The sequence below is a fragment of the Pseudomonas sp. L7 genome (genome assembly GCF_046605565.1).
Taxonomy (GTDB): domain Bacteria; phylum Pseudomonadota; class Gammaproteobacteria; order Pseudomonadales; family Pseudomonadaceae; genus Aquipseudomonas; species Aquipseudomonas wayambapalatensis.
The window spans coordinates 984,886-1,007,001 of sequence record NZ_CP176784.1; the positions used below are offsets into that span (position 1 = coordinate 984,886).

25 protein-coding genes are annotated in these 22,116 nt (G+C 65.2%); 11 read left to right on the forward strand and 14 right to left on the reverse strand.

Annotation, left to right across the window (positions count from 1 at the left end):
* The first annotated feature begins 33 nt into the window (after positions 1 to 33).
* Complete coding sequence (locus ACK3BK_RS04725; protein WP_411383822.1) at positions 34 to 456, forward strand: organic hydroperoxide resistance protein; 423 nt, start codon at positions 34 to 36, stop codon at positions 454 to 456.
* 16 nt (positions 457 to 472) lie between these two features.
* Here ACK3BK_RS04725 and ACK3BK_RS04730 read toward each other — a convergent pair whose 3' ends face one another.
* Both ACK3BK_RS04730 and ACK3BK_RS04735 read right to left on the reverse strand, forming a co-directional pair.
* Positions 473 to 1,429 (reverse strand): arsenic resistance protein, encoded by a 957-nt coding sequence (locus ACK3BK_RS04730; RefSeq protein ID WP_411383823.1) that lies wholly within the window; start codon positions 1,427 to 1,429, stop codon positions 473 to 475.
* An 87-nt stretch (positions 1,430 to 1,516) separates the two neighbouring features.
* The gene (locus ACK3BK_RS04735) at positions 1,517 to 3,010 is read right to left on the reverse strand and encodes a methylenetetrahydrofolate reductase C-terminal domain-containing protein (RefSeq protein ID WP_411383824.1); all 1,494 of its coding nucleotides are present in this window, start codon (positions 3,008 to 3,010) and stop codon (positions 1,517 to 1,519) included.
* Positions 3,011 to 3,354: 344 nt separating this feature from the next.
* Here ACK3BK_RS04735 and ACK3BK_RS04740 point away from each other — a divergent pair, with 344 nt between their 5' ends.
* On the forward strand, positions 3,355 to 4,074 hold the full coding sequence (locus ACK3BK_RS04740) for an SDR family NAD(P)-dependent oxidoreductase (RefSeq protein WP_411383825.1): 720 nt from the start codon (positions 3,355 to 3,357) through the stop codon (positions 4,072 to 4,074).
* Between the two features lie 51 nt (positions 4,075 to 4,125).
* On the opposite strand, the gene ACK3BK_RS04745 is transcribed toward ACK3BK_RS04740, so the two are convergent.
* From ACK3BK_RS04745 to ACK3BK_RS04765, 5 genes are all read right to left on the reverse strand, one after another.
* Positions 4,126 to 5,304 carry an acetyl-CoA C-acetyltransferase gene (locus ACK3BK_RS04745; protein WP_186667700.1) on the reverse strand — a complete coding sequence of 393 codons (1,179 nt, stop codon included), beginning with the start codon at positions 5,302 to 5,304 and terminating at the stop codon, positions 4,126 to 4,128.
* Positions 5,305 to 5,508: 204 nt separating this feature from the next.
* Positions 5,509 to 6,627 carry an agmatine/peptidylarginine deiminase gene (locus tag ACK3BK_RS04750; protein WP_411383826.1) on the reverse strand — a complete coding sequence of 373 codons (1,119 nt, stop codon included), beginning with the start codon at positions 6,625 to 6,627 and terminating at the stop codon, positions 5,509 to 5,511.
* 3 nt (positions 6,628 to 6,630) lie between these two features.
* Positions 6,631 to 7,725, reverse strand: a complete 1,095-nt coding sequence (locus ACK3BK_RS04755; RefSeq protein ID WP_186711812.1) for an extracellular solute-binding protein — start codon at positions 7,723 to 7,725, stop codon at positions 6,631 to 6,633.
* 3 nt (positions 7,726 to 7,728) lie between these two features.
* Entirely contained in the window at positions 7,729 to 8,625 is an 897-nt protein-coding gene (gene aguB, locus ACK3BK_RS04760) for an N-carbamoylputrescine amidase (protein WP_288374270.1), read from the reverse strand.
* The gene (locus tag ACK3BK_RS04765) at positions 8,622 to 9,677 is read right to left on the reverse strand and encodes an agmatine/peptidylarginine deiminase (RefSeq protein ID WP_186667705.1); all 1,056 of its coding nucleotides are present in this window, start codon (positions 9,675 to 9,677) and stop codon (positions 8,622 to 8,624) included. Before ACK3BK_RS04765 ends, aguB begins: the two co-directional genes overlap by 4 nt.
* Positions 9,678 to 9,812: 135 nt before the next feature.
* Here ACK3BK_RS04765 and ACK3BK_RS04770 point away from each other — a divergent pair, with 135 nt between their 5' ends.
* The 4 genes from ACK3BK_RS04770 to ACK3BK_RS04785 all read left to right on the forward strand — a co-directional run bounded on the left by ACK3BK_RS04770 (position 9,813) and on the right by ACK3BK_RS04785 (position 14,053).
* Entirely contained in the window at positions 9,813 to 10,664 is an 852-nt protein-coding gene (locus tag ACK3BK_RS04770) for a LysR substrate-binding domain-containing protein (protein WP_411383827.1), read from the forward strand.
* Between the two features lie 325 nt (positions 10,665 to 10,989).
* The gene (gene fabV, locus ACK3BK_RS04775) at positions 10,990 to 12,201 is read left to right on the forward strand and encodes an enoyl-ACP reductase FabV (RefSeq protein ID WP_186667709.1); all 1,212 of its coding nucleotides are present in this window, start codon (positions 10,990 to 10,992) and stop codon (positions 12,199 to 12,201) included.
* 166 nt (positions 12,202 to 12,367) lie between these two features.
* Positions 12,368 to 13,054: an N-acetyltransferase gene (locus ACK3BK_RS04780; RefSeq protein WP_186710684.1), complete on the forward strand. Its 687-nt coding sequence runs from the start codon at positions 12,368 to 12,370 to the stop codon at positions 13,052 to 13,054.
* Positions 13,055 to 13,144: 90 nt separating this feature from the next.
* Positions 13,145 to 14,053 (forward strand): alpha/beta fold hydrolase, encoded by a 909-nt coding sequence (locus ACK3BK_RS04785; protein ID WP_186667713.1) that lies wholly within the window; start codon positions 13,145 to 13,147, stop codon positions 14,051 to 14,053.
* Positions 14,054 to 14,126: 73 nt separating this feature from the next.
* On the opposite strand, the gene ACK3BK_RS04790 is transcribed toward ACK3BK_RS04785, so the two are convergent.
* From ACK3BK_RS04790 to ACK3BK_RS04805, 4 genes are all read right to left on the reverse strand, one after another.
* Positions 14,127 to 14,468, reverse strand: coding sequence for a HopJ type III effector protein (locus ACK3BK_RS04790; protein ID WP_186667715.1), 342 nt, complete (start codon positions 14,466 to 14,468; stop codon positions 14,127 to 14,129).
* Positions 14,461 to 14,757, reverse strand: a complete 297-nt coding sequence (locus ACK3BK_RS04795) for a DUF1244 domain-containing protein (RefSeq protein WP_186667717.1) — start codon at positions 14,755 to 14,757, stop codon at positions 14,461 to 14,463. Before ACK3BK_RS04795 ends, ACK3BK_RS04790 begins: the two co-directional genes overlap by 8 nt.
* Before the next feature lie 9 nt (positions 14,758 to 14,766).
* Entirely contained in the window at positions 14,767 to 15,459 is a 693-nt protein-coding gene (folM, locus tag ACK3BK_RS04800) for a dihydromonapterin reductase (protein ID WP_411383828.1), read from the reverse strand.
* A 74-nt stretch (positions 15,460 to 15,533) separates the two neighbouring features.
* The gene (locus ACK3BK_RS04805; protein WP_186667721.1) at positions 15,534 to 16,106 is read right to left on the reverse strand and encodes an antibiotic biosynthesis monooxygenase; all 573 of its coding nucleotides are present in this window, start codon (positions 16,104 to 16,106) and stop codon (positions 15,534 to 15,536) included.
* Positions 16,107 to 16,320: 214 nt separating this feature from the next.
* Here ACK3BK_RS04805 and ACK3BK_RS04810 point away from each other — a divergent pair, with 214 nt between their 5' ends.
* Positions 16,321 to 17,262 carry a MerR family transcriptional regulator gene (locus ACK3BK_RS04810; RefSeq protein WP_411383829.1) on the forward strand — a complete coding sequence of 314 codons (942 nt, stop codon included), beginning with the start codon at positions 16,321 to 16,323 and terminating at the stop codon, positions 17,260 to 17,262.
* Here ACK3BK_RS04810 and ACK3BK_RS04815 read toward each other — a convergent pair.
* Both ACK3BK_RS04815 and ACK3BK_RS04820 read right to left on the reverse strand, forming a co-directional pair.
* A complete protein-coding gene (locus tag ACK3BK_RS04815; protein WP_411383830.1) occupies positions 17,247 to 17,864 on the reverse strand; it encodes a hypothetical protein in 618 nt (205 codons plus the stop codon). The genes ACK3BK_RS04810 and ACK3BK_RS04815 overlap by 16 nt on opposite strands.
* Positions 17,865 to 17,937: 73 nt before the next feature.
* Positions 17,938 to 18,369 (reverse strand): PAS domain S-box protein, encoded by a 432-nt coding sequence (locus ACK3BK_RS04820; protein WP_411383831.1) that lies wholly within the window; start codon positions 18,367 to 18,369, stop codon positions 17,938 to 17,940.
* A 92-nt stretch (positions 18,370 to 18,461) separates the two neighbouring features.
* Between ACK3BK_RS04820 and ACK3BK_RS04825 the strand changes: the two genes are divergently transcribed.
* Positions 18,462 to 18,917, forward strand: coding sequence for a flavodoxin (locus ACK3BK_RS04825; protein WP_186667728.1), 456 nt, complete (start codon positions 18,462 to 18,464; stop codon positions 18,915 to 18,917).
* 44 nt (positions 18,918 to 18,961) lie between these two features.
* On the opposite strand, the gene ACK3BK_RS04830 is transcribed toward ACK3BK_RS04825, so the two are convergent.
* Positions 18,962 to 19,846 carry a LysR family transcriptional regulator gene (locus ACK3BK_RS04830; protein WP_186667730.1) on the reverse strand — a complete coding sequence of 295 codons (885 nt, stop codon included), beginning with the start codon at positions 19,844 to 19,846 and terminating at the stop codon, positions 18,962 to 18,964.
* Between the two features lie 96 nt (positions 19,847 to 19,942).
* On the opposite strand from ACK3BK_RS04830, the gene ACK3BK_RS04835 reads away from it, so the two are divergent.
* The 3 genes from ACK3BK_RS04835 to ACK3BK_RS04845 all read left to right on the forward strand — a co-directional run bounded on the left by ACK3BK_RS04835 (position 19,943) and on the right by ACK3BK_RS04845 (position 22,087).
* Complete coding sequence (locus ACK3BK_RS04835; protein ID WP_186667732.1) at positions 19,943 to 20,329, forward strand: CidA/LrgA family protein; 387 nt, start codon at positions 19,943 to 19,945, stop codon at positions 20,327 to 20,329.
* Positions 20,319 to 21,005 carry an LrgB family protein gene (locus ACK3BK_RS04840; RefSeq protein WP_411383832.1) on the forward strand — a complete coding sequence of 229 codons (687 nt, stop codon included), beginning with the start codon at positions 20,319 to 20,321 and terminating at the stop codon, positions 21,003 to 21,005. The genes ACK3BK_RS04835 and ACK3BK_RS04840 overlap by 11 nt, the downstream gene beginning before the upstream one ends.
* Positions 21,006 to 21,181: 176 nt before the next feature.
* A complete protein-coding gene (locus tag ACK3BK_RS04845) occupies positions 21,182 to 22,087 on the forward strand; it encodes an alpha/beta fold hydrolase (RefSeq protein ID WP_186667736.1) in 906 nt (301 codons plus the stop codon).
* The last annotated feature ends 29 nt before the right edge of the window (positions 22,088 to 22,116 follow it).

Here is a 22,116-nt window from a genome sequence, read left to right on the forward strand (position 1 = left end):
GAAACGTCCTGATCGGCAAGAAGGAGATGTACCGTGATCACCCCTTTGACAACCACCCTCTACACCGCCCGTACTCACACCACCGGAGGCTGCGACGGCCGCGGTCGCTCCAGTGATGGTGCGCTGGACCTGCCGTTGAGCCCGCCAGGCTCCGGACGTCCAGGCACCAACCCCGAGCAATTGTTTGCCATCGGCTGGTCGGCCTGCTTCATCGGCGCACTGCGTCGTGCGGGGCAGAAGTTCGACATCCGCCTGCCCGAGGGCGTGGCGGTGGAGGCTGATGTGGCGCTGGGCAATACCGCCGATGGCGGCTTTGCGCTGGCCGCTCAGTTGACCGTGCACTTGCCCGGGCTAGCCCTGGAGGACAAGCAGAAGATGGTGGCCGAGGCGCACCAGATCTGCCCTTACTCCAAGGCGACGCGGGGCAATATCGAGGTGGGGTTCGTGATCCTGTGAGTTGGGATGGCGCCCGTCAGGTTCGTACCACTGCCGGCACCACCCGCACGTAGATCAGTTCGCTCACCAGTTCTACCAGGGTCTGGGTTATCACCGCCGCTGCCGCCAGCACCCGCAACTCTTCCGGCAAGGCCAGCGCCAGCGGCAGTACCACCAGCGAATTGCGGGTCGCGGCGCTGAACGTCACCGATCGCGCTTCGCGCGCCTGCAGCCGGAACAGCCGCGCCGAGAGCAGCCCCAGCAGCGGTGCCAGCAGCGCGAACCCGACATACACCGGAATCACCGGCAACAGGCGCTGGAAGTCGCCCAGCACCACGGCGATCTGCGAGCCGATCACGGCAATCAGCACCAGGGCCATGGCCGGCACCGGCATCCACGCCCAGGCGTCGCTCCAGCGGGCGATGGCCTGCGAGTGGCGTGCACCGACGCTGGTGAGCACGGCCAGCAGCATCGGTAGCACGATCAGCAGCACGAAGGCTTCCACGAACGGCGCGATGGAGAGTGCCACAGGGTTTTGCGCGCCGAGCATCAGGGTCAGGTACAGCGGCAGCAGGGCCAGTTGCGCCAGTAACAGCATCGGCGTGGCGGCGAGGGTCAGGCGCGAGTCGCCTTTGCCGATGTGGGTGAACACCACCACATAGTCGATGCAGGGCGTCAGCAGTACCAGCAGTGCACCGATCAGGATCGCCGGATGCTCGACCAGACCGCGCGTGGCCGCCCACACCAGCAGCGGTACCAGCACGAAGTTGGCAAGCAACAGCGCGCCCATGAAGCGGCGGCTGCCCAGCCCCTGACGCAGGTCGAGAAAGGGGACCTGCAGGAACATCGCGTACATCAGCACGGCAATCGCCGGAGTCACCAGCGCTTGCAGGTGGCTGGCGGTGTCGGGAGCGAGCAGGCCTGCGGCGATGGCCAGGACCACGGCGGCGAAGTAGAGGGGGATCTGCTGGGTTTCAAGTTGCGCTCGGGTCACGCGGCGGTCCTGTGGGCGAGTGTAGGGCGATGGCCGCTCAGGATAGAGGCTGTCGGGCCCCCTGTGCCAGAGCTTGCCGAGTCGCTCCTACAGGTCCGCGGCCTCGGGTTGCGGGCGCTTGGCGCGCGCTGCGGGTTGTACTGGGGTTGGCTCGGCGAACCAGCGCGGCCAGGAGCTCTGCTGGCGCCCACCCACCTCGACGCAGGGGATCAGCTTGTCCCTGAGTACGTCTGTCTGCCCGACCGACACCGCCGTGCGGTATTTGCGGCTGTGGATGCATTCCCGGTCGCCGAACTCGCAGCGGTTCAGTTGCGTCCCGCCGCAGGGCCCGTTGGCCAGGCCCTTGGGGCAGGTTTCCGGGCAGATGTACAAGGTGTCTTCGAGCCGGCATTGACCGCAAGTATCGCAACCGACCACCGGCCGCTTGAGGCCGCGCTCCACGCGGTGCAGAACGCGCGCCGCGGCTGGGGTCGACCACAGCGACCGGCGCACGCTCCAGCCGAATGCCTTGCTCAACAGCGTTTCGCGGCTGAACAACTGGTGGTGCATGGCCGACAGCAAATGGTAGCGGGCCTTTTCCGTAAACGACGCCTGGACCTGGCGCTGGCCTTGCTGCCAGTGATGCCCGGGTGGGTGGAAAGTGACCGGTGCAACGCCGGGCATCTGCCAGGCGGCGTCCCAGGCGCTGCGCCATTGCTCGAGGCTGTTGATGCGTGGCAGCCAGTCTTCCAGAGCTTGTTCCAGTTCGAGAAACTGTTCGAGTTCGTGCACGCCGGAGAGGTTGATCCCGGCGTAGCCCAGCAGGCGCAGGCCGATGATCTGCAGGGCCAGGCGCTCCGTGGCACGCTGCCGGGCGTGGGCCTTGGACACTGCCGCCTCGGCGGCGAGCAGCGCACGCATCGCGGGGCTTACGGTGACCCCCGCCACATGCTCGAGCATCCCGGCGCGGCCCTCGGTCAGCCCCATGATGCAGGCGAGCATGGGCCGAGGCGTGGGCTGGCGCTGCATCCAGTGCATGGCCTCGCGGTATTTCTGGAAGTCGAAACCCAGTTGCAGGATGAAGAAGTCGACGCCGGCGGCGAGCTTCTTTTCGGCCTTGAAGTATTGTGCGCCGCCTTCTTCCTCGCGGTACTTGAACGGATTCAGTGCCGCGCCGAGCAGCCAGTCGGGGCGCGCCTGGCGCACGATCTGCAGGGCCGCGACAGATTCGAGGTAACGCACCGGACGCTGGCCTGGCGTGTGGCCGGGCAGGCGGTCGCCGGTCAGCAGCAGGAGCTGGTCCAGGCCTGCGGCGTCCATGTGTGACAGCTGGGCGAGCAGGTCCTGGCGCTCGCGGTCCTTGCCGGAGAAATGCAACAGGGTCGGGACCGGTGTGTTGAAGCTGCGGCAGGCGTCGAGCGGCGACATGTCGAGCGCACTGCCGACCCGGTCGGCGATGGACACCGCCAGTGGCCAGCCGCACAACTGCGCACGCGCCATGATGCTCTCCAGTGCAGCGAAGCGCTGGGCAGAAGGCTTGGGGACGAACTCCATGATGCAGACGAAGGATTGATCGTTCAGGGCTTGTCTGAGCAGGCTCATGGCGGGTACCGGGTGCGGGCAGGATGACAGTGTGGCTGGATTGGGGGGCGGTGGGTTGTCTGCAAGCGTACGGCATTGATCTGAAACAGACACGCGCCGCGGTTTACATCTGGATACAAGCCAGGCTTTGTCATCGAGCTGGCGGGTTGCTTGGATGCTGCGCTAGTGGATCGAATCTACTTTTGGCGGTGACCTTTTCGCGGGCAAGCCCGCTCCTACAGGCCCTGCGGCTCGGAAGACTGTGGAGTACCTGTGGGAGCGGCGGTTCGGCGCCCCGACTTGCCCGCGAAAAGGTCACCGCTGTCCCGGCCTCTTTCCCCAAACCTCGATAAATGGAGTTATTGATGAAAACCCTGGTAATCGGCGCCAGCAAAGGACTGGGCAAGGCCCTGATGCAAGGCCTGGGCAACCCCGGCGACACCCTGATCGGCGTCGCCCGCGCCATCCCTGCGCACGTCCCTGCCATCACCGGTATCGACACCCGCTGGATCGAAGCCGACCTCACTCAACCCGCAACTGCCGTCGCCACCATCACCAAGGCTGTGGCCGATCAAGGCATCGACACCCTGATCTACAACCTGGGCATCTGGGAGCCCCTGGCGTTCCACCCCGCCTACGATTTTCTCGACGACCAGGACGCCCAGATTGAAACCATGGTCGGTTGCAACATCACGGCGACCATCCTGCTGATCAAGCGTCTGCTGCCCCTGTTGCTGCAAAGCCAGCACCCACGCATCCTGCTGACCGGCTCAACCTCGGGCCTGCCGCGCAGCGGGCGCCCTGAGGTGACCTTCGGTGCCAGCAAGTTCGCCCTGCAAGGCATCGCCGACGCCCTGCGCGAGGGCTACCGCGATCGGCATCTTGGCGTGACCTGTCTGAACCTTGGCTATCTCAATACCGAGGACGGCCTGGAGGTGCCGGTTGCTGAGGCTGCGCGGCGTGGGGAAGGGCAACTGATACCGGTGCACGATGTGGTGCAGGTGGTCAGGATGATCCTGTCACTGTCGCCGGCCAGCTTTGTCAGGGAGCTGAGCTTGCCGGCGATCCTGGATGAAAGATTCTGAGATTAGCGGTGAGTGCTTCGCGGGCTCGCCTGCGCAGCACTCACCCCAGACTCATCGCTCGATCGTCAACGCGACACCCTGGCCACCACCGATGCACAACGTCGCCAGGCCTTTCTTCGCATCACGCTTGATCATCTCGTGCAACAAGGTCACCAGCACCCGGCAACCCGAGGCGCCGATCGGGTGGCCCAGGGCGATGGCACCGCCGTTGACGTTGACCTTCGCCGCATCCCAGGCCAGCTCCTTGCCCACTGCCAGGGCCTGGGCCGCGAAGGCTTCGTTGGCCTCGATCAGGTCCAGGTCGGACAACTGCCAGCCCGCCTTCTGCAGGCAGCGCTGGGTCGCCGAGACCGGGCCGATGCCCATGATCGCCGGGTCTACACCGGCACTGGCGTAGCCGGTGATCCTGGCCAGCACCGGCAGGCCCAGGGCCTTGGCCTTGTCGACGCTCATCAGCAGCACGGCAGCGGCGCCATCGTTGAGGCTCGAGGCGTTGCCAGCGGTGACGCTGCCGTCTTTCTTGAAGGCTGCACGCAGCTTGCCCAGCGATTCGGCGCTGGTGCCTGGGCGAGGTTGTTCGTCGGTGTCGAACACCAGCGCATCGCCTTTTTTCTGCGGGATGTGGATGGGGGTGATCTCGTCCTTGAAACGACCGCCTTCGATAGCCGCCACGGCCTTGCGCTGGGACTCGGCGGCAAAGGCGTCCTGCTGTTCGCGGGAGATGGCGTACTTGTCCACCAGGTTCTCGGCGGTGATGCCCATGTGGTAGTCGTTGAAGGCGTCCCACAGGCCATCGGTGATCATGGTATCGACCAGTTGGCCATGGCCCATGCGCTGGCCGGTGCGGGCCGAGGGCAGCACGTACGGCGCCAGGCTCATGTTCTCCTGGCCGCCGGCGATCACCACCTCGGCGTCGCCGCAGCGGATCGCCTGGGCCGCCAGATGCAGGGCCTTGAGGCCCGAACCGCAGACCTTGTTCAGGGTCAGCGCCGGCACCGCGTGGGGCAGGCCGGCCTTGACCGCGGCCTGGCGGGCGGGGTTCTGGCCGGCGCCTGCGGTCAGCACCTGGCCGAGGATCACCTCGTCGACTTGCGCGGGGTCAAGGCCGGTCTGCTCCAACAGGCGCTTGATCACCGCAGCACCGAGGTCGATGGCCGAGACATTGGCCAGGGTGCCCTGGAAACTGCCGATGGCAGTACGGGTGGCGGCGACGATGGCGACTTCGTTCATTGTTGTTCTCCGGGAGGCGAAGTGGATCGCGACAGCATCACTGCCCGGGGCTCATTTGAGAAGTTTGTTTTTCTTTGTGATTGATCGGGTTTGCAAATGAATAGGGTGTCTGTGCCGGCCCTATCGCGGGGCAAGCCCGCCCCCACAGAACCTGAATGCATCGGGGTCTATGGGATCGGGCTTGCCCCGCGATAGGGCCGGTACTCACACCGCTGGACAATGGCTGGTCACACAATGGATGCCGCCACCTCCCGCCGCGATGGCATCGATATCCAACTGCACCACGTCCCGATCCGGATACAACTCGGCCAACAACGCCCGGGCCTTTTCATCGGCCTCGCGGTCGCCGAACTGCGGGGCGATGACCGCACCGTTTATCACGAAATAATTGATATACCCCGCCGCGAAATCCGGGTTGCCCTTGTTGAATGCACTCTTGCGTGGTTTCAGCGGCGGCGACACGGTGTGCACCTGCAACGCCCGGCCATCGGCATCGGTGGCCTGCTTGAGTATCTCCAGATGCCGCAGCGTCACTGCGTGGTCATAGGAATCGGGGTCGGTGTCGAGGTTGGCCAGCACCACGCCGGGGCGCACGAAGCGCGCATAGAAGTCCACATGCGCGTCGGTGATGTCCTTGCCCTTGATGCCCGGCAGCCAGATGATCTTGCGCAGGCCCAGGCGCGCCTTGAGCTCCTGCTCGACTTCGGCCTTGCTCCAGCCGGGGTTGCGGTTGCCGTTGATCCAGCTGCTCTCGGTCATGATTCCGGTGCCATGGCCATCGACCTCGATACCGCCGCCTTCGCCGACCAGTTCGCTGCGCTGGTAGGCAGCGTTCGCCCGCGTGGCCACCTGCTTGGCCAGCTTCGCGTCGAAGCGGTGCCGTTGCTTGCCGCCCCAGCCGTTGAAGTTGAAATCCACCGCGCCCAGCTCGCCGTCGTCGTCGACCACGAAGTTGGCGCCGATGTCGCGCATCCAGATGTCGTCCAGCTCAGTGATCACGAACGTGGTGTTGTGGCTGGCGCAGTGTTCCTCGGCCAGGTCGCGCTCGCCCTCGCGGCAGAACACCGTCACTGGCTGGTAGTTGGCGATGGCGCGGGCGATGCGGCCCAGCGCCGCCTGCACGTCTTCGGTGAAGTCTTCCCAGATCGCGTCCTGGGCGCCGAAGGCGAGGTAGGCGCACCGCTGCGGCTCGCCCTCGTCGGGCATGAACCAGCGGCCCGCCTCGCTGGCGCGGGCGCTGCCCAGCGGCAGGCCGATGCTTGCGGCGGCGCCGAGGCCGGCGGCGATCGACAGGTGCTGGAGGAAGGTACGACGGGTTGGCATGGGTCAGTCCTGGGCAGTCTTGAAACGGGTCCAGACGCGCATGCGCGCACGCATGTCGGCCTGGGGAATATCCTTGCCCGGAATCAGCCGGGCATAGGTGGCGGCATCGAGGTAGATGTCGGGGTTGTCGCGCATGCGCGCGTCCACCAGCGGACGGGCCTTGGCGCTGGCCGTGGGGTAGCCGGTGAAGTTGCTGATCGCGGCCATGTTTTCCGGGCGCATCACGAAGTTGATGAAACGATAGGCGTACTCCGGATGGCGTGCATCGGCGGGGATCGCCATGGTGTCCATCCATACCGTGGTGCCCTCGCGCGGCACGCGGTATTGGAAGTCGATGGCCTTGCCTGCGGCCTCGGCGGTGCGCTGGGCCTGGATCACGTCGCCGCTGTAGCCCAGCGACAGGCAGGTGTTCTCGTTGACCAGTTCGGTCACCGGCTGCGACTGCAACTTGCGCACGTAGGGCCGGATCGACTTGAGCAGCTCGCTGGCGGCAGCCAGGTCTTCGCGCCTGGCGCTGCGGGGTTCACGCCCCAGATAGTGGAGCACCACGGCGAGCACTTCGTCGGGCGAGTCGATCATCGAGATGCCGCAATCGGCGAACCTGGCGGCGAGCTCCGGTTTGAACAGCAGGTCGAGGCTGTCCAGCGGTGCGTCGGGCATGCGCTCGCGGATCTTGGCGGCATTGAAGGTCAGGCCGATGGTGCCCCAGGTGTAGGGCACTGTCGCTTCGCTGGCCTTGGGGTAGCGCGCGTGCAGGGCGCGCAGGCCAGGGTCGATGTCGTCCAGCGCGGTCAGTTGCTGGCGGTCGAGCGGCTGCAGGCTGCCGGCGCGCATCAGGCGCTCGGCCACGGTGTCGCCGGGAAACACCAGGTCGTAGCCGCTGCGCCCGGACATCAGCTTGGCCTCGAGCACTTCACTGCCGTCCATGACGTCGTAGATCACCGGGATGCCGGTTTCGGCGGTGAAGCGCTTGAGGGTGTCTTCGGCAAAATAGTCGGCCCAGTTGTACAGGCGCAGGGCTTCCTGCTGTGCCTGGGCGACGGACGCGCAGCAGGCCAGGGCGAGGGCGGCGAACAGTTGTGATGGACGGCGTGGCATGGCTCAGGCCCTCGTCGGTTGTGGGGTGCGGCCGTCGAGGGTCATCAACGGTGCGTACAGCTCGGGACGGCGGTCGCGGTAGACGCCCCAGCTCAGGCGGTCTTCACGCATGCGCGCCAGATCCAGGTCGTGCAGCCATACGCCGCTGCTGTCGCGATCGGCTTCGGCGAGCATCGCGCCCTTGTGGTCGCAGATGAACGAGGAACCATAGAAACGCATCGACAGGTGCTCGTCGCTGCGCGCCACTTCCTGGCCGACGCGGTTGGCGGCCACCACCGGCAGCAGGTTGGCTGCGGCATGGCCACGCATCGCCATCTGCCAGTGGTCGCGTGAGTCCAGTTCGGCGGCACCAGGCTCCGAGCCGATGGCTGTCGGGAACAGCAGCACCTCGGCGCCGAGCAGCGCCAGGCAGCGCGCGGTTTCCGGGAACCATTGGTCCCAGCAGATGCCGATGCCCAGGCGGCCGAAGGCGGTGTCCCAGACCTTGAAACCGGTATCGCCGGGGCTGAAGTATTCCTTTTCCTGGTAGCCGATGGCGTTGGGGATGTGGGTCTTGCGGTAGATCCCCAGCAGGCGACCGTCGGCGTCGGCCACGGTCAGCGAATTGAAGAAGGCGTTGCCGGCGCGCTCGTACCAGCTCAGTGGCAGCACCACCCCCAGCTCTTTGGCCAGCGCGGCGAAGCGGCGCAGCAGGGGGCTGTCGTGATAGTCCTGGGCCAGCGCCTGGTGGCTGTGGCACTGCTCGATGCAGAAATACGGCGTAGCGAACAGCTCCTGCAACAGGATTACCTGTGCACCCCGGGCGGCGGCCTGGCGCACCAGTTGCTCGGCGCGGTCGAGGTTGGCCGCAAGGTTCCAGTCGCAACTCATCTGCGTGGTGGCGATGCGCAGCAGGCTCATGGGCGGTCCTCCGTCACAGGCCAGGCCGGTTGTTGCTGGGTGATGCAGTGGATACCGCCGCCGCCGTGGGCGATGTGGTCGATACGCACTGGCACGATCTCGCGGTCGGGGAAGGCCAGGGCCAACTGACGAGCGGCGGCCTGGTCGGCGTCGATGCCATAGGCCGGCATGATCACTGCGCCGTTGGCCAGGTAGAAGTTGGTGTAGGAGGCGCAGAACACTTCGGCGTCCTTGTCCACTGCGGCGCTGGCCTCAAACAGGTCGAGCAGCTCGAAGCGCCGGCCCTGGGCGTCGCGAGCCAGCTCCAGGGCGCGGCGGTTTTCCCGGGCGACGTCGGCGTAGACCGAGCCTTGCTCGTGGGTGGCATCGACCAGCAGCACGCCGGGCCGGGCGAAGGCGCAGACGCCGTCGACGTGGCCATCGGTCATGTCGCCGGTGACATACTGCGGATCGCCGGGCAGCCAGATGGTCTTGCGGATGCCCAGCAGACGGGCGAAGCACTCCTCGAAGTCCGCCTTGCTCAGGCCGGGGTTGCGGTTGGGGTTGAGCAGCACCGACTCGGTGGTGATCAGGGTGCCTTCGCCGTCTACATGAATGGCGCCGCCTTCGTTGCACAGCGGCGTGCTGAAGCCTTCCAGGCCCAGGTGGTCGAGGATGCGCCGACCGAGGCTGCGGTCCAGGCCGTGCTCGGACTTGCCACCCCAGGCGTTGAAGCGCCAGCTCAGGCCGGCCAGGCCGTGTTGCGGGTGAGCGATGAAGGTCGGCCCGCTGTCGCGGCACCAACTGTCGTCCACGGCCAGTTCGATCAGCTCGATACCGGCGCCGCACAGGGCGCGGGCGCTGGCCATGGCGGACGGCGCGACGACCATCTTCACCGGCTCGAAACGGGCGATGGCGCTGGCGACCCGGGCGTAGTCGCGCTGTACGTCGGCCAGGGTCACGCGCCAACCGGACTCCCATAAGGCTTGGTTGTGCGGCCAGATCATCCAGGTGGCGGCGTGGCGGGCCCATTCGGCGGGCATGCGCCAGCCGCTGGCGATGGACAGGTCCATGGTTAGCTCCAATGTATTAGTGATTTTTATCAACGAAGCCCGCCGTTGCGGGTGTTGGTGCCCATGATATGGCTATGAATGGGCGTGGACTAACGATAGATTTAGCGTATTTCTGATTAGAATGGCTTATCAATCATGCTCAAGCACTGGCCGCCCCTGAATGCCCTGCGTGGCTTTGAAGCCGCTGCCCGCCTGGGCAGTTTTCACAAGGCCGCCGAGGCGCTGAACCTCACCCAGTCGGCGATCAGCCAGCAGATCCGCAGCCTGGAAAGCTACCTGGAGCAACCGTTGTTCCACCGGACCGGGCGCAGTGTCAGCCTCACCGACGCGGGCCATGACCTGCTCAGCACTACGCAGGTCATGCTGCAACAATTGGCGGTGGGCATCCGTCGGCTGGACCAGTACCGCAAGCCCAACCAACTGGTGGTCAACACCACCCCGGCCTTTGCCCGGCACTGGTTGTTGCCGCGCCTGGCGGACTTCCATGCGCGCTGCCCGCAGGTAGACCTGTGGCTGTTCACCAGTTTCGAGGTGCCGGACATGAGCAGCCAGACCATCGACCTGGCGATCCGCGATGATCTTGGCCCGCAGGCCGAGTGCAGTTTCAGCGTGTTGCACCAGGACCGCCTGTACCCCGCCTGCCATCCCGCCTTGCCCGAAACCGGGCGCACCACCTTGCACGGCGAACGGGAGATGGACTGGAGCCACTGGCAACTGGAGGGCGGCGAAGCGGTGGGGCAGCAGGGCAAGGGGCTGAATTTCTCCGACCCGGGGCTGCTCCTGGACGCGGCGGGAGAGGGCCTGGGGATTGCGCTGGTCAGTCAGTTGCTGGCCCAGGGGTTGGTGGACGACGGGCGTTTGCAGGCGTTGTCGGCGCAGCGGGTGCGAGGCCCGGCCTGGAGTTGCCTGGTGCACCGCGACAGCCAGGACGATCCGCTGGCGCGGCAGTTCCTGGCGTGGTTGCGCGCGGCCTTGGATTCCCACTGAGTAGCCAATTCTTGTAGGAGCGGGCTTGTTGTGGGAGCGGGCTTGCCCGCGAAAAGCACACCGCGGTGCCTGGCACGGGCTACGCCCGTGCTCGCGGGCAAGTCGGGGCGCCGAACCGCCGCTCCCACAGGGATTGGGCTGGCCTTTAGATTTTGAACAAGACAGTTGCTCCTACAGGGAGCGAGTCGCTTTCGGATTCGGGTTTTGCTCGGGCCATTGACCCCGTAATATGTGTCGGATGACTTGCGGGGGTAGTCTCACCCTCTGATCAATCGGAATCGCCCCTGCGGCGCTTCCCCAGCATAAACCTGACGAGGTACAGACATTGGCCATCATTCATCCCAAGGTACGCGGATTCATCTGCACCACGACTCACCCCAAGGGCTGCGAGCTCAACGTCCGTGACCAGATCGAAGCCACCCGCAAACTGGGCGTGCGCGAAGATGGTCCGAAGAAAGTCCTGGTGATCGGCGCCTCCAGCGGCTACGGCCTGGCAGCACGCATCACCGCCGCCTTCGGCTTCAAGGCCGACACCCTGGGCGTGTTCTTCGAGAAACCGGGCACCGAGACCAAGGCCGGCACCGCAGGCTGGTACAACGCCGCCGCCTTCGACAAGTTCGCCAAGGCCGAGGGTCTGTACAGCAAGTCGATCAACGGTGACGCCTTCTCCGACGAAGCTCGCGCCAAGGTCATCGAGCTGATCAAGAACGAGATGGGTGGCAAGGTCGACCTGGTCATCTACTCCCTGGCCTCGCCCGTGCGCAAGCTGCCGCAGACCGGCGAGCTGATTCGCTCGGCGCTCAAGCCGATCGGCCAGCCGTACAAGTCGACCGCCATCGACACCAACAAGGACACCATCATCGAGGCCAGCATCGAGCCGGCCACCGAGCAGGAAATCGCCGACACCGTCACCGTCATGGGTGGTCAGGACTGGCAGCTGTGGATCGACGCCCTGGCCGGCGCTGACGTGCTCGCCGAAGGCGCGCGCACCGTGGCCTTCAGCTACATCGGCACCGAAATCACCTGGCCGATCTACTGGCACGGCGCCCTGGGCCAGGCCAAGCAGGACCTGGACGAAACCGCCCTGCGCCTGGACAAGAAGCTGGCCGGTGAAGTGAAGGGCGGCGCCAACGTTGCCGTGCTCAAGTCGGTGGTCACCCAGGCCAGCTCGGCCATTCCGGTGATGCCGCTGTACCTGTCGATGGTCTTCAAGATCATGCAGGAGAAGGGCGTTCACGAAGGCACCCAGGACCAGCTGGACCGCATGTTCCGCGACCGCATGTACCGCGCCGACGGTGCTCCGGCCGAGGTGGACGAAAAGGCCCGCCTGCGCCTGGACGACTGGGAACTGCGCGACGACGTGCAGGACGCCTGCAAGGCCATGTGGCCGCAGGTCACCACCGAAAACCTGTTCGAGCTGACCGACTACGCCGGTTACAAGAAACAGTTCCTCAACCTGTTCGGTTTCGAGCGCGCTGACGTCAACTACGACGAAGACGTGGCCACCGACGTACGGTTCGACTGCATCGAGCTGTAAGCAAGCCCTTGACCGCGCAGCCGTTTGGTTCGGCTGCGCGGTTCCCTCCGGGGCCTTGTTAACATTCTGCAACAAATCCTCCGCTGGCCCTTTGCCATGGCCGCTTTCTCCCTGATCTATACAGCAGCTATTGGTCCGGCAATTTCGCCTGGGCCGGGGAGGCAGCATGCGCGTATTGCAAAAACTACAAGAACGGATCCGCCAGAAGGGGCTCAAGCGTACCTTCAAGACCCTTGTCGAACGCTACGTATTCTTCCACTGGGAATTGCTGTGGATGGAGCGCGACCTGGTCACCCCCGTGCCGCCCCACAAACTCAAGGAACACCCGCCGGTGACCCTGGTGGATATCACCACCGCCAATGCCGACGCCTTTGCGCGCTATTTCGGCGACCGTGTCGAAACCATGCGCGAACTCGCTGCCGAAGGCCATACCGGGCACATGTACCTGGATGAGCACGGCGATGCGGTGGCCTTCATCTGGGCGAGCGTGGTCGACTACCATGACAAGCACTATTACGGCTGCACCTTCCCGGTGAAGCCCGGCGAGTTCTTCGAGTTCGGCGGCGAGATGACCCGGCGCTACTTTGGCAGCGAGCTGTCGGTCACCGCTCAGGTCGAGTTGTGGAACACCATGCATGCCAAGGGCTGCCGCAAGGTGGTGGATGTGGTGGAGACGCATAACGTGCCGGCCATGAAGCTGCACCTGCGCATGGGCTATCACGAGCAAGGGCGGGTGATGCATGTGTATGGCCTGTTCGGGCGCTGGAAGTTGTTCCGCGAAACGCGTTATCACGGTTCGCGCCTGGAGGTGCTGCGCAAGCCTGGCGTGGCGCGGGCGTTGTCGACCACCTGAGGCAGGTACAGCCAGCGAAAAATTTGCTAGCGTGGGCGGATGACAAAAAACGCCGCCCGCCTCCCGGCGCGACGGCGCAGGGAGCCCGCCATGAGCAGCCTGACCCAACCTGCGACTGCCTTTCGCCATCAAGCCGCCGACGGCTACAGCCTCGGCGGTTTCCAGTGGCGCCACGCCGAACCCGACCCCCAGCGCCCGCTGGTGATCATCAATGCGGCCACCTCGGTGCGCTGCCGCTATTACGCTCGCTTTGCCGATTACCTGTTCGCCCACGGCTTCGACGTGCTGAGCTACGACTACCGTGGCATCGGCGAGTCTCGCCCGGCATCGTTGCGCGGTTTCCAGGCGTCTTGGAGCGACTGGGGCTGCCTGGACTTCGAAGCTATCCTGCAACGCGCCGCCAGCGAATTCCCCGGGCAGCCGGTGAATGTGGTGGGGCACAGCTTCGGTGGCTGGGCAACTGGCCTGGCGCCGTCGGCCGGGCAGGTGCGGCGGCTGGTGATGGTCGGCGCACAGTTTGCCTACTGGCGTGACTATGCGGCCGAAGGCCGCTGGCGGATGGTGGGCAAGTGGCATGTGGTGATGCCATTGCTGACCCGGCTACTGGGCTATTTCCCCGGCAAGCGCCTGGGCTGGATGGAGGACACGCCGGCCGGGGTGGTGCGTGACTGGAGCACGCCGGCGCCGCGCTACGAGCAGCGTCCCAGTGGACGGCTGCTGCAGGCGCGTCCTTTCGCCCAGGTCCAGGCTGCGGCCCTGGCGGTGAGCCTGAGCGACGATCCTTTCGGCACTGTGGCGGCGACGGATCGCTTGCTGGGCTACCTGGAGCACGCCCAACCTCGCCACCTGCGCGTGGCACCTGTGGATATCGGTGAGCAGGAGGTCGGACATTTCGCGTTCTTCCATGATCGCTTTCGGGCAAGCCTGTGGCCGATTGCGTTGGAGTGGTTGCGCGAGGGTGTGCTGTCGGAGCGGATACCGGGGCAGCGCATGAGGTGATGGGGGCTGTGTCGGCCCTTTCGCGGGCAAGTCGCAGCGGGCGGCGCTGCGACTGCTGCTCTGACCGCTTTGCTCAGGCGTTGCGGGTCAGCGGCTGCTCGGCGAACTTCACGCCGGCCAGGCCGTGCTTGATCAGCGCGCGGATATTGCCATGGTCGCTGCCCTCGGGGGTGGCGAGCACGCTGCGGTAGTGTTCGCCAAAGGCCAGCAGCGCTTCCTGATCGCTCAGCCCTTCCAGCAGCGCCAGGCCCAGGGTCTTGCACGAACCCTCGTTCTGCCCGGCAGCGTTTTCCACGCCGCCGTTGTTGAAGGCCTGGGGCTGGTAGCTGTAGTTGGCGGCAATGAAGCCCAGGGTGTCGGCAAACACGTGTTCGCCGCTGGCGAGGCTGCTGCGCAGGGTGTTCAGGTCAGTCACGGGGTTTTCCTTGTTCGAACGCCGCTTGTTGTTCGGCGCTGGCTTCTTTCTGGTATTGGGCTTTCCACTCGGCGTAGGGCATGCCGTACACCGCTTCGCGGGCGTCGTCCAGGCTCAGCTCGACCTGGCGCTCGTCGGCGGCGGCCTTGTACCACTTGGACAGGCAGTTGCGGCAGAAGCCGGAGAGGTTCATCAGGTCGATGTTCTGCACGTCGGTACGCTTTTGCAGGTGTTCGACCAGGCGCCGGAACGCGGCGGCTTCGAGTTCGAGCTGTTGTTGCTCAGTCATGGGCTTACCTCAGGTCATGCGGTTCTTCAGATGGCGGCCACCGTTGATGACCACCTGGCTGCCGGTGCTGTACTGGCTTTGCAGCAGGAACATCACCGCTTCGATCAGCGGCTGTGCACCCGGTTCGAATTCCAGCAGGGCCTTTTTCAGGGTCTGCCGGCGGTACTGTTCGTCGCCGCCTTCCTTAAGGATCAGCAGGCCCGGCAGGATACCGTTGACACGCACCTTGGGCGCGTATTTTTCGGCGAAAGACAGCACCATGTTCTGCAGCGCGGCCTTGGTTGCGGCGTAGCCGATATGGCTCTTGCTGCCGCGCGAGGAGGTTTCGTCGCAGATGTGGATGATGTCGGCCTTCTCGACCTTGGCCAGGTGCTCGCCCAGCGCCAGGTTGAGGTGGTAGGGCGCCTCGACGTGCAGGCGGAACATGGTGTCGAGGCTCTGCAGGTCGTCGTCCAGCCACAGCGAGGCGTTGTGGATGATTGCGCGCAGGCCGTCGTAGTTGTGCTGCAGGTGTTCGATCAGCGCCAGGCGGTCGGCCTCGCGGGTGAGGTCGGCCTGGAACTGGATGATGTTCGGGTGTGCGGCCTGCGCATGAAGGCTGCGGCTGGCGCTGACCACCTGATGGCCGGCCTTGGCCAGCTCCAGGGCCAGAGCCAGCCCGACGCGCTGGCTGGCTCCGGTGATGAGGATAGGGCTGTTCATGTTCGGGGCAGTCTGTTCGTCTGTTCGTTCGTGCCCCAGCATACCCGAACTGCGCAGGCTTGCGTGCCCGCTCCTCAGCGGCTGCGCAACCCTTCGCGGCGCTGTGACGCCGTGCGTGCCGAGGGATTGAGCCAGCCGGCCAGCAGGCGGGTGGACAACGGAATGAACAGGTAGACCATCAGCGGCGTCAGTACCAGGGTGCTCAGCAGTACCCGGGGCAGCAGGTCCAGCGGTGCCAGCCAGTGGCCGAACAACAGGTTGAACAGCAGCGACACCGGGAAGAACGCCAGCCAGATGGCGGTAGCCTGCTTCCAGCGCGGCGGTTTATGCACCGTTTCGGTGCCGAACCAGGCGTCGATGCCGCTGACGCGCCGCTCTTCGGGGCGCTCGAACAGGCCGTCGCCACGCTGCAACCAGGCGCGTCGCGAGGCTGAATGTTCCCAGGCGTGCAGGGTCGGTTCGTCGTTGAAACGGAAGATGATCTGGAAGGCGTCGCTGTCGGCCGGCGGCGCGAGGATGCCCGAGCCCAGGTAGCCGGGGAAGTCGGTGGCCAACTGCTCGCCTTCATGGAGCCAGGCCAGCAGGTCCTGGTAGCGTCCATTGGCGGCGCGGCGCGACACCATCAGGGTGACGGGTGCGGTAGACATCGTGTATCTCCTTACGACGGGGCTGGCGGGTAGCCGGCCCCTTGGCCTGTGCCCGGGGTGGTGGGCGACGCAGGCGTGGATGCAAGAATCGGGCGCGGATTATCGCGTAAATTTCGTGACCGGTCAGTGTCGTGATCGAGCCGTTGCGCTGACCCCTGGCCGATCCCGGCGTAGAATGGCCACCACGAATCTACGAGACAGAGTTGCCACTCTCATGAAAGAGCCACAAGCGAGTGCCCTGATCGAACATGGGCTGGTGCATCAGGAGCTGTTTCCGATCCGCGAAGTGTCGCGCCTGACTGGCGTCAATCCGGTGACCCTGCGCGCCTGGGAGCGCCGCTACGGGCTGATTCAGCCGACCCGCACCGAGAGTGGCCATCGTCTCTATTCGCAGGCCGACATCGACGCCATCGACAGCATCCTCGGCTGGTTGCGCCGTGGGGTCGCGGTGAGCAAGGTCGGCAGTATCCTGGCGCGTAGCCAGGGGCCGGCGGAAGGGGCCTGGGTCGGTGCCACGGTTGGCGATCGCTCGCGCTGGCAGGCCCAGGTACGCGAGGCCGTGCGCCAGTTCGATGCTGCGCAGTTGGGGCGGTTGTTCGAGCAGGTGTTTGCCAGCCATGCCCTGGAGCAAGTCTTCGGCGAGGTGTTCATGCCGGTATGGCAGGCCCTGCGCGCCGGCCAGGCGGGGTATGGGCAGGTCAGCGAGTGGCTGTTCTTCGATCAGTTCCTGCGCGCGCGGGTGCTGTTGCGCCTGCAACTGGTGCGCGAGCCCAAGAGCCGTCGGATCCTGCTGTCACCGTTGTCGGCACAGGGCCAGGAGCTCGAATTGCTGGTGGCGGGACTGCTGCTGAGCAGTGACGAGGTAGCCGTCACGGTGCTGGCGCCAGGGCAGCCTGTCGAAGAGCTGGCGTTGGTCTGCGAGCGGTTGGCGCCGGATGCGCTGGTGCTGTTCGACAACCATCGCCCTGCCAGCGACCTGGACAAGCGCCTGGCGCGTCTGGCGCAGCGGGTGAATTGCCCGCTGCTGCTGGCGGGCGAGGCTGCCGAAATGGCCCAGGACAGTCTCGAGGGCGGGCCGGTGGGCTGCCTGGGCGCCCAGGCCTTTTTGATGAAGCAGCGGTTGCGCCAGTTCCTCGCCGGTCAGATCGAGACCTGAGCGTGCAACTCTGGGTGCGCCTGGCGGTGGGCCTGGAGAATGTACTCACGCAGCCGGTCGATTTCCTCGTCCGGGCTGTGGCTGAGGTCGTAGGCCGCCAGGTCCGGGCCGATGCGGCGGCGCAGCGTGCCGTGCAGTTCGATCGGCTCGATGCCCGGTGGAGCGAAGAACAGCTCGAAGTGGCTGGGTGCCTGGTCCTGGCCGTTCACTTGCAGCAGTACCCCTTTGAACGAGATATCGCGCACCCACAGCTCGCTCTGCGTGCCGCGGGCGTCGACCAGTGCCGCCGGCTGGTCCAGCGACAGGCGCCAGGGCCGCAGCATCGGGCCGTCTTCGTAGATTTCCGGTGAACCCAGTTGCAGGTGCAGGGCGTGAAACTCGTCTTCGACCAGTTGCAGGGGAATGCTGATCTGCTGGTTGTTGAATTGCGCCTGCAGCGTGACCTGCTCGTTGGCCACCAGGCGGGTGAGCAATTGCTGCAGACGACGATCGCCATTGACCAGCAGGCTCGAGGTGGGATCGGCCAGGTTCAATTGGGGCGTATGCTGCATGTCCTGAATGAAATCCAGCTCATCCTGAGTAAGGAGGGCGTCTGCTTGCATGATCGGACTCGGGTCGGGCGTCGTCGGTGGGTTCTTCATTGCCATGGACTGTGCCCGGGGCGTTTGGTTCAGGTCATTGGACGGATGGTTGCCCGCCCAGTCGGGTGTGTGCGTCGGCCAGCTCGCGTTCGAGTTCGACCTGACGGCTGACATCCTTCTGGATGCCGATGAAATAGGTGCGTTGATCAGCCTCGTTGTACACCGGGGTGATCGACAGTTCGTTCCAGAACCCGCTGCCGTCCTTGCGGTAGTTGCGCAGTACCTCGCGACACGGCCGACCTTCGGCCAGGGCCTTGCGGATACGGGCGCGACCCAACTGGTCGCGATCGTCGCCCTGGAGGAAGCGGCAGTCCTGGTAGAGGATCTCGTCGCGCGCGTAGCCGGTGAGGCGTTCGAAGGCCGCGTTCACGTAGATCAGGATGGTGTCGTCACCTTCCTGCTCGGCGACCACGATGCCGTCGTTCGATGCGTCGATCATGGCGTGCAGCAGTTGCGCGTTGATCATGTTCCTGGCCACGGGAGTCAAGTGGAGCGGCCTTTTGCCACTGTCGAATGGTAGTATCCTACGTTTTCACTCAGTTTCGGAATCCTCTCCTGATGAAAGTCGCCATTATTTCAGGCTCGGTCTATGGCACCGCCGAAGAAGTCGCCCGCCATGCCGAATCCTTGCTCAAGGCTGCCGGGTTCGAAGCCTGGCATGCGGCGCGTGCCACCCTCGACGATCTGCGCGGTTTTGCCCCCCAGGCGCTGCTGGCGGTGACCTCGACCACCGGGATGGGTGAGCTGCCCGACAACCTTATGCCGCTGTACAGCACCATTCGCGATACGCTGCCGGGCGAGTGGCGCGGTTTGCCGGGCGCGGTGCTGGCCCTGGGCGATTCGAGCTATGGCGACACCTACTGCGGCGGGGGCGAGCAGATGCGCGAGCTGTTTGCCGAACTGGGCGTGCAGGAAGTGCAGCCGATGCTGCGACTGGATGCCAGCGAGACCGTCACCCCGGAAACGGACGCCGAGCCCTGGCTGGCAGAGCTGGTGCAACGGCTCAAGGGGTAAGCCCCGGGTTCTGCGCGATCTTTTCGTGAGCGGCGATTCGCCGCTCACTCTCCCTTTCGTTCCCGCACCAACGCCAGCCACGCCTGTGCCGCTCGCGACAGGTACGCCCCGCGCCGCCAGATGAAGGCGATGTCCCAGCGTAGATGATCCGGCTCCACCAGCGGCACCCTCACCACACCATCACGCTCCAGCCCACGTGCCACCACGCTGGGCAGCAGCACCACGCCCTGTCCGGCGGCCACCAGCGCGGTGAGGAAATCCGCCTGGCCGCTGCGCCCTCCTTCCTTCGGGGTGAAGCCGGCCTGTTCGCAGGCGCTGAGCAGTTTGTCGTTGAGCATGAAGCTGCGGTGATACAGCAGGAACGGCGTATCGGCCAGTTGGCGCAGGCTCACGCCGTCGCGTCCGGCCAACGGATGATTGTCTGGAAGCAATGCATCGAGCGGTTCGTTGCAGAACGGTTGGTAGTCGAAAGCCGGGTCGCTCGGGGTGACACTGCCACCAAGTTCGAGTTCGCCACTTCTGACGCCCTGTTCGACGATCCGGCTGCCGCCTTCAACCAGGTGAACGCTGATGTTCGGATAGCGCTGCCGATATTCGGCGAACAGGCTAGCGAACAGGGCCTCCCCGCCGACCACCGGCAAACCCAGGCGCAGTTCGCCACGGGCCATCTGGCTCAGGTCGTCGAGCTCGGCCAGCAACTCATGGCGCTGGCGCAGCAAGGCTTCGCCGCGTTCGAGCACGATGCGTCCGGCAGCAGTGAGGTGTAATTGCGAGCTCTGGCGCTCGAGCAGGAGCTGGCCGAGGTCTTCCTCGAGCTGGGCCACCTGCTTGCTTACCGCCGACTGGCTGATGTGCAGCGTCTGTGCGGCCTGGGTGAAACCGCCCCGGTGAACCACTTCGATAAAGCTGCGCAGCTGCTTGAATTCCATTGCGTGAATTCCAGATTGGAATGGATAACAGTCTAACAATTCGCTTTTGGCCTTGGCAGCGGCTTTTTAAAATGGGGCATCCCGAGGAAACCCATCATGAAAGCCACCGTATCGAATGCGTTGCCCCGCCTGCTCGCCGAGCTGTGCGCGCTGTTTGTCCTGTACTTCGTGGGCGGTCAACTTGTCGCCTGGCTGGGCTGGCCGATCCCGGCCGGAGTCATGGGCATGGCGCTGTTGCTGATGCTGTTTGCCGTGGGGGCCTTGAAGCCCGGAACCTTGCAACGTGGCGCCGGTTGGCTGATGGCGCAGATGCTGCTGTTTTTCATCCCGGCGCTGATGAGCCTGCTCGATTACGGCAGCCTGATGCGCAGCGAGGGGTGGCGCATCCTGCTGGTGATCGCCCTGAGCACCCTGGTGGTGATGGTGGTCACGGCGCTCACGGTCGAACTGGTCTGCCGCTGGAGCCTGCGCCATGAAGCTTGAACCCATGTCGCTGTTCTGGCTTGCGCTGACAGTGGCGGCCTACCTGTTCAGCCGCTGGCTGTATGGGCGCACTGGCCGTTATCTGCTGTCGCCGCTGGTGCTGGTCCCGGCGCTGCTGCTGGCGGTGGCGATTCCGCTGCACACCGCCTACGCCGAATATGCTCGCAACACACATTGGCTGATCGGTGTGCTGGGGCCGGTGACCGTGGCCTTCGCCGTGCCGATCTGGCAGCAGCGGGCGATGCTGGCACGACATTGGCCGGCGCTGTTGCTGGGGATGCTGGCGGGCAGCCTGGCGTCGATCTCCACTTCCTGGGGGCTGGCGCACCTGCTGGCGCTGGATGAGTCGGTCAGCCTGTCACTGGTGCCGCGCTCTATCACCACGCCGTTCGCCATGCCGCTGGCCCACGACCTGGGCGGCGTGCCCGAGCTGACGGCGGTGTTCGTGATGTTCACCGGTGTGCTGGGGGCTGTGTTCGGCGGCCTGCTGTTGCGCGTGCTGCCGTTGCGTACGTCACTGGCGCGCGGCGCACTGTTTGGTGTCGGTGCCCATGGCGCCGGGGTCAGCCGCGCCCATGAAGTGGGCGGGGAGGAGGGCTCGGTGGCGGGGCTGGTGATGGTGCTGACCGGCCTGCTCAACCTGTTCGCCGCGCCATTGCTCGCCTGCCTGCTATGACCGTTCGTGCCAGTGTCCTGCAAGGTCATCAAGCTGGCTGCCAAGGTAAGTTCCGCCATTCAAGGCGCTGACTAGACTCAGCCTCGACACAGAGAGCACATGCAAGTGCCGAGGTGACATGCAATGAACGCAGCCTTGCCCTATACCGTCAACACCTGATCAGCGGGACGATTCCGATGCCTTTGGCCGAAATTCCATTGTGCGTCTGGCGTACCCGGGGACAGAGTTTTTCCTTCCGGGGCCAGAGCATCCGTTACTGGACAGCGGGGCAAGGAGAGCCCTTGCTGCTGTTACATGGCTTCCCAACCGCCAGCTGGGACTGGCACTACCTGTGGGCGCCCTTGGCGCAGCGCTTTCGCGTGGTGGCCTGCGACATGCTTGGCTTCGGCGACTCGGCCAAGCCTGCCGACCACGAGTACAGCCTGATGGAGCAGGCCGATCTGCAACAGGCGCTGCTCAAGCACCTGAGGATCGAACGGCCGGTGCACCTGCTGGCGCACGACTACGGTGGCAGCGTCGCCCAGGAGTTGCTCGCGCGTCATCACGAAGGACGCGCCGACATCGCCAGTTGTGTCTTTCTCAACAGTGCGCTGTTCCCCGAGCTGTGTCCGTTGCTGCTGGTGCAGAAACTGCTGCTCAGCCCGCTGGGCTGGCTGGTGGCGCGTTCGTTCGGGCGGGATGATCTGGTGCGCAATGTCAGCCAGGTCTATGGCCCTTGCACCCACCCCAGCGAAAGCGCGCTGGACGATTGCTGGAGCCTGATGGTGTCGAACCGCGGGACGCGCATCCTGCACAAGTTGATGGCCTATGTGCCGGAGCGGCAGGCACAGCGACAACGCTGGGTCGGTGCACTGCAGGCGGAGGGGGTGCCGTTGCGCCTGATCAATGGTGCGGTCGACCCGCTGTCGGGTGCGCACATGGTCGAGCGCTACCGGCAACTGGTGCCTGATCCCGATACCGTGGTGCTGCAGGGGATCGGCCACTATCCGCACACCGAAGCGCCGGTGCAGGTGCTGCGTCATTACCTGGCGTTTCGCGAGCAGCCCCTGCGCTATATACCTCAGCGGGTTGCCTGGTCCTGAGCGCGGCGATCATCGCCCTGTGTTATCGC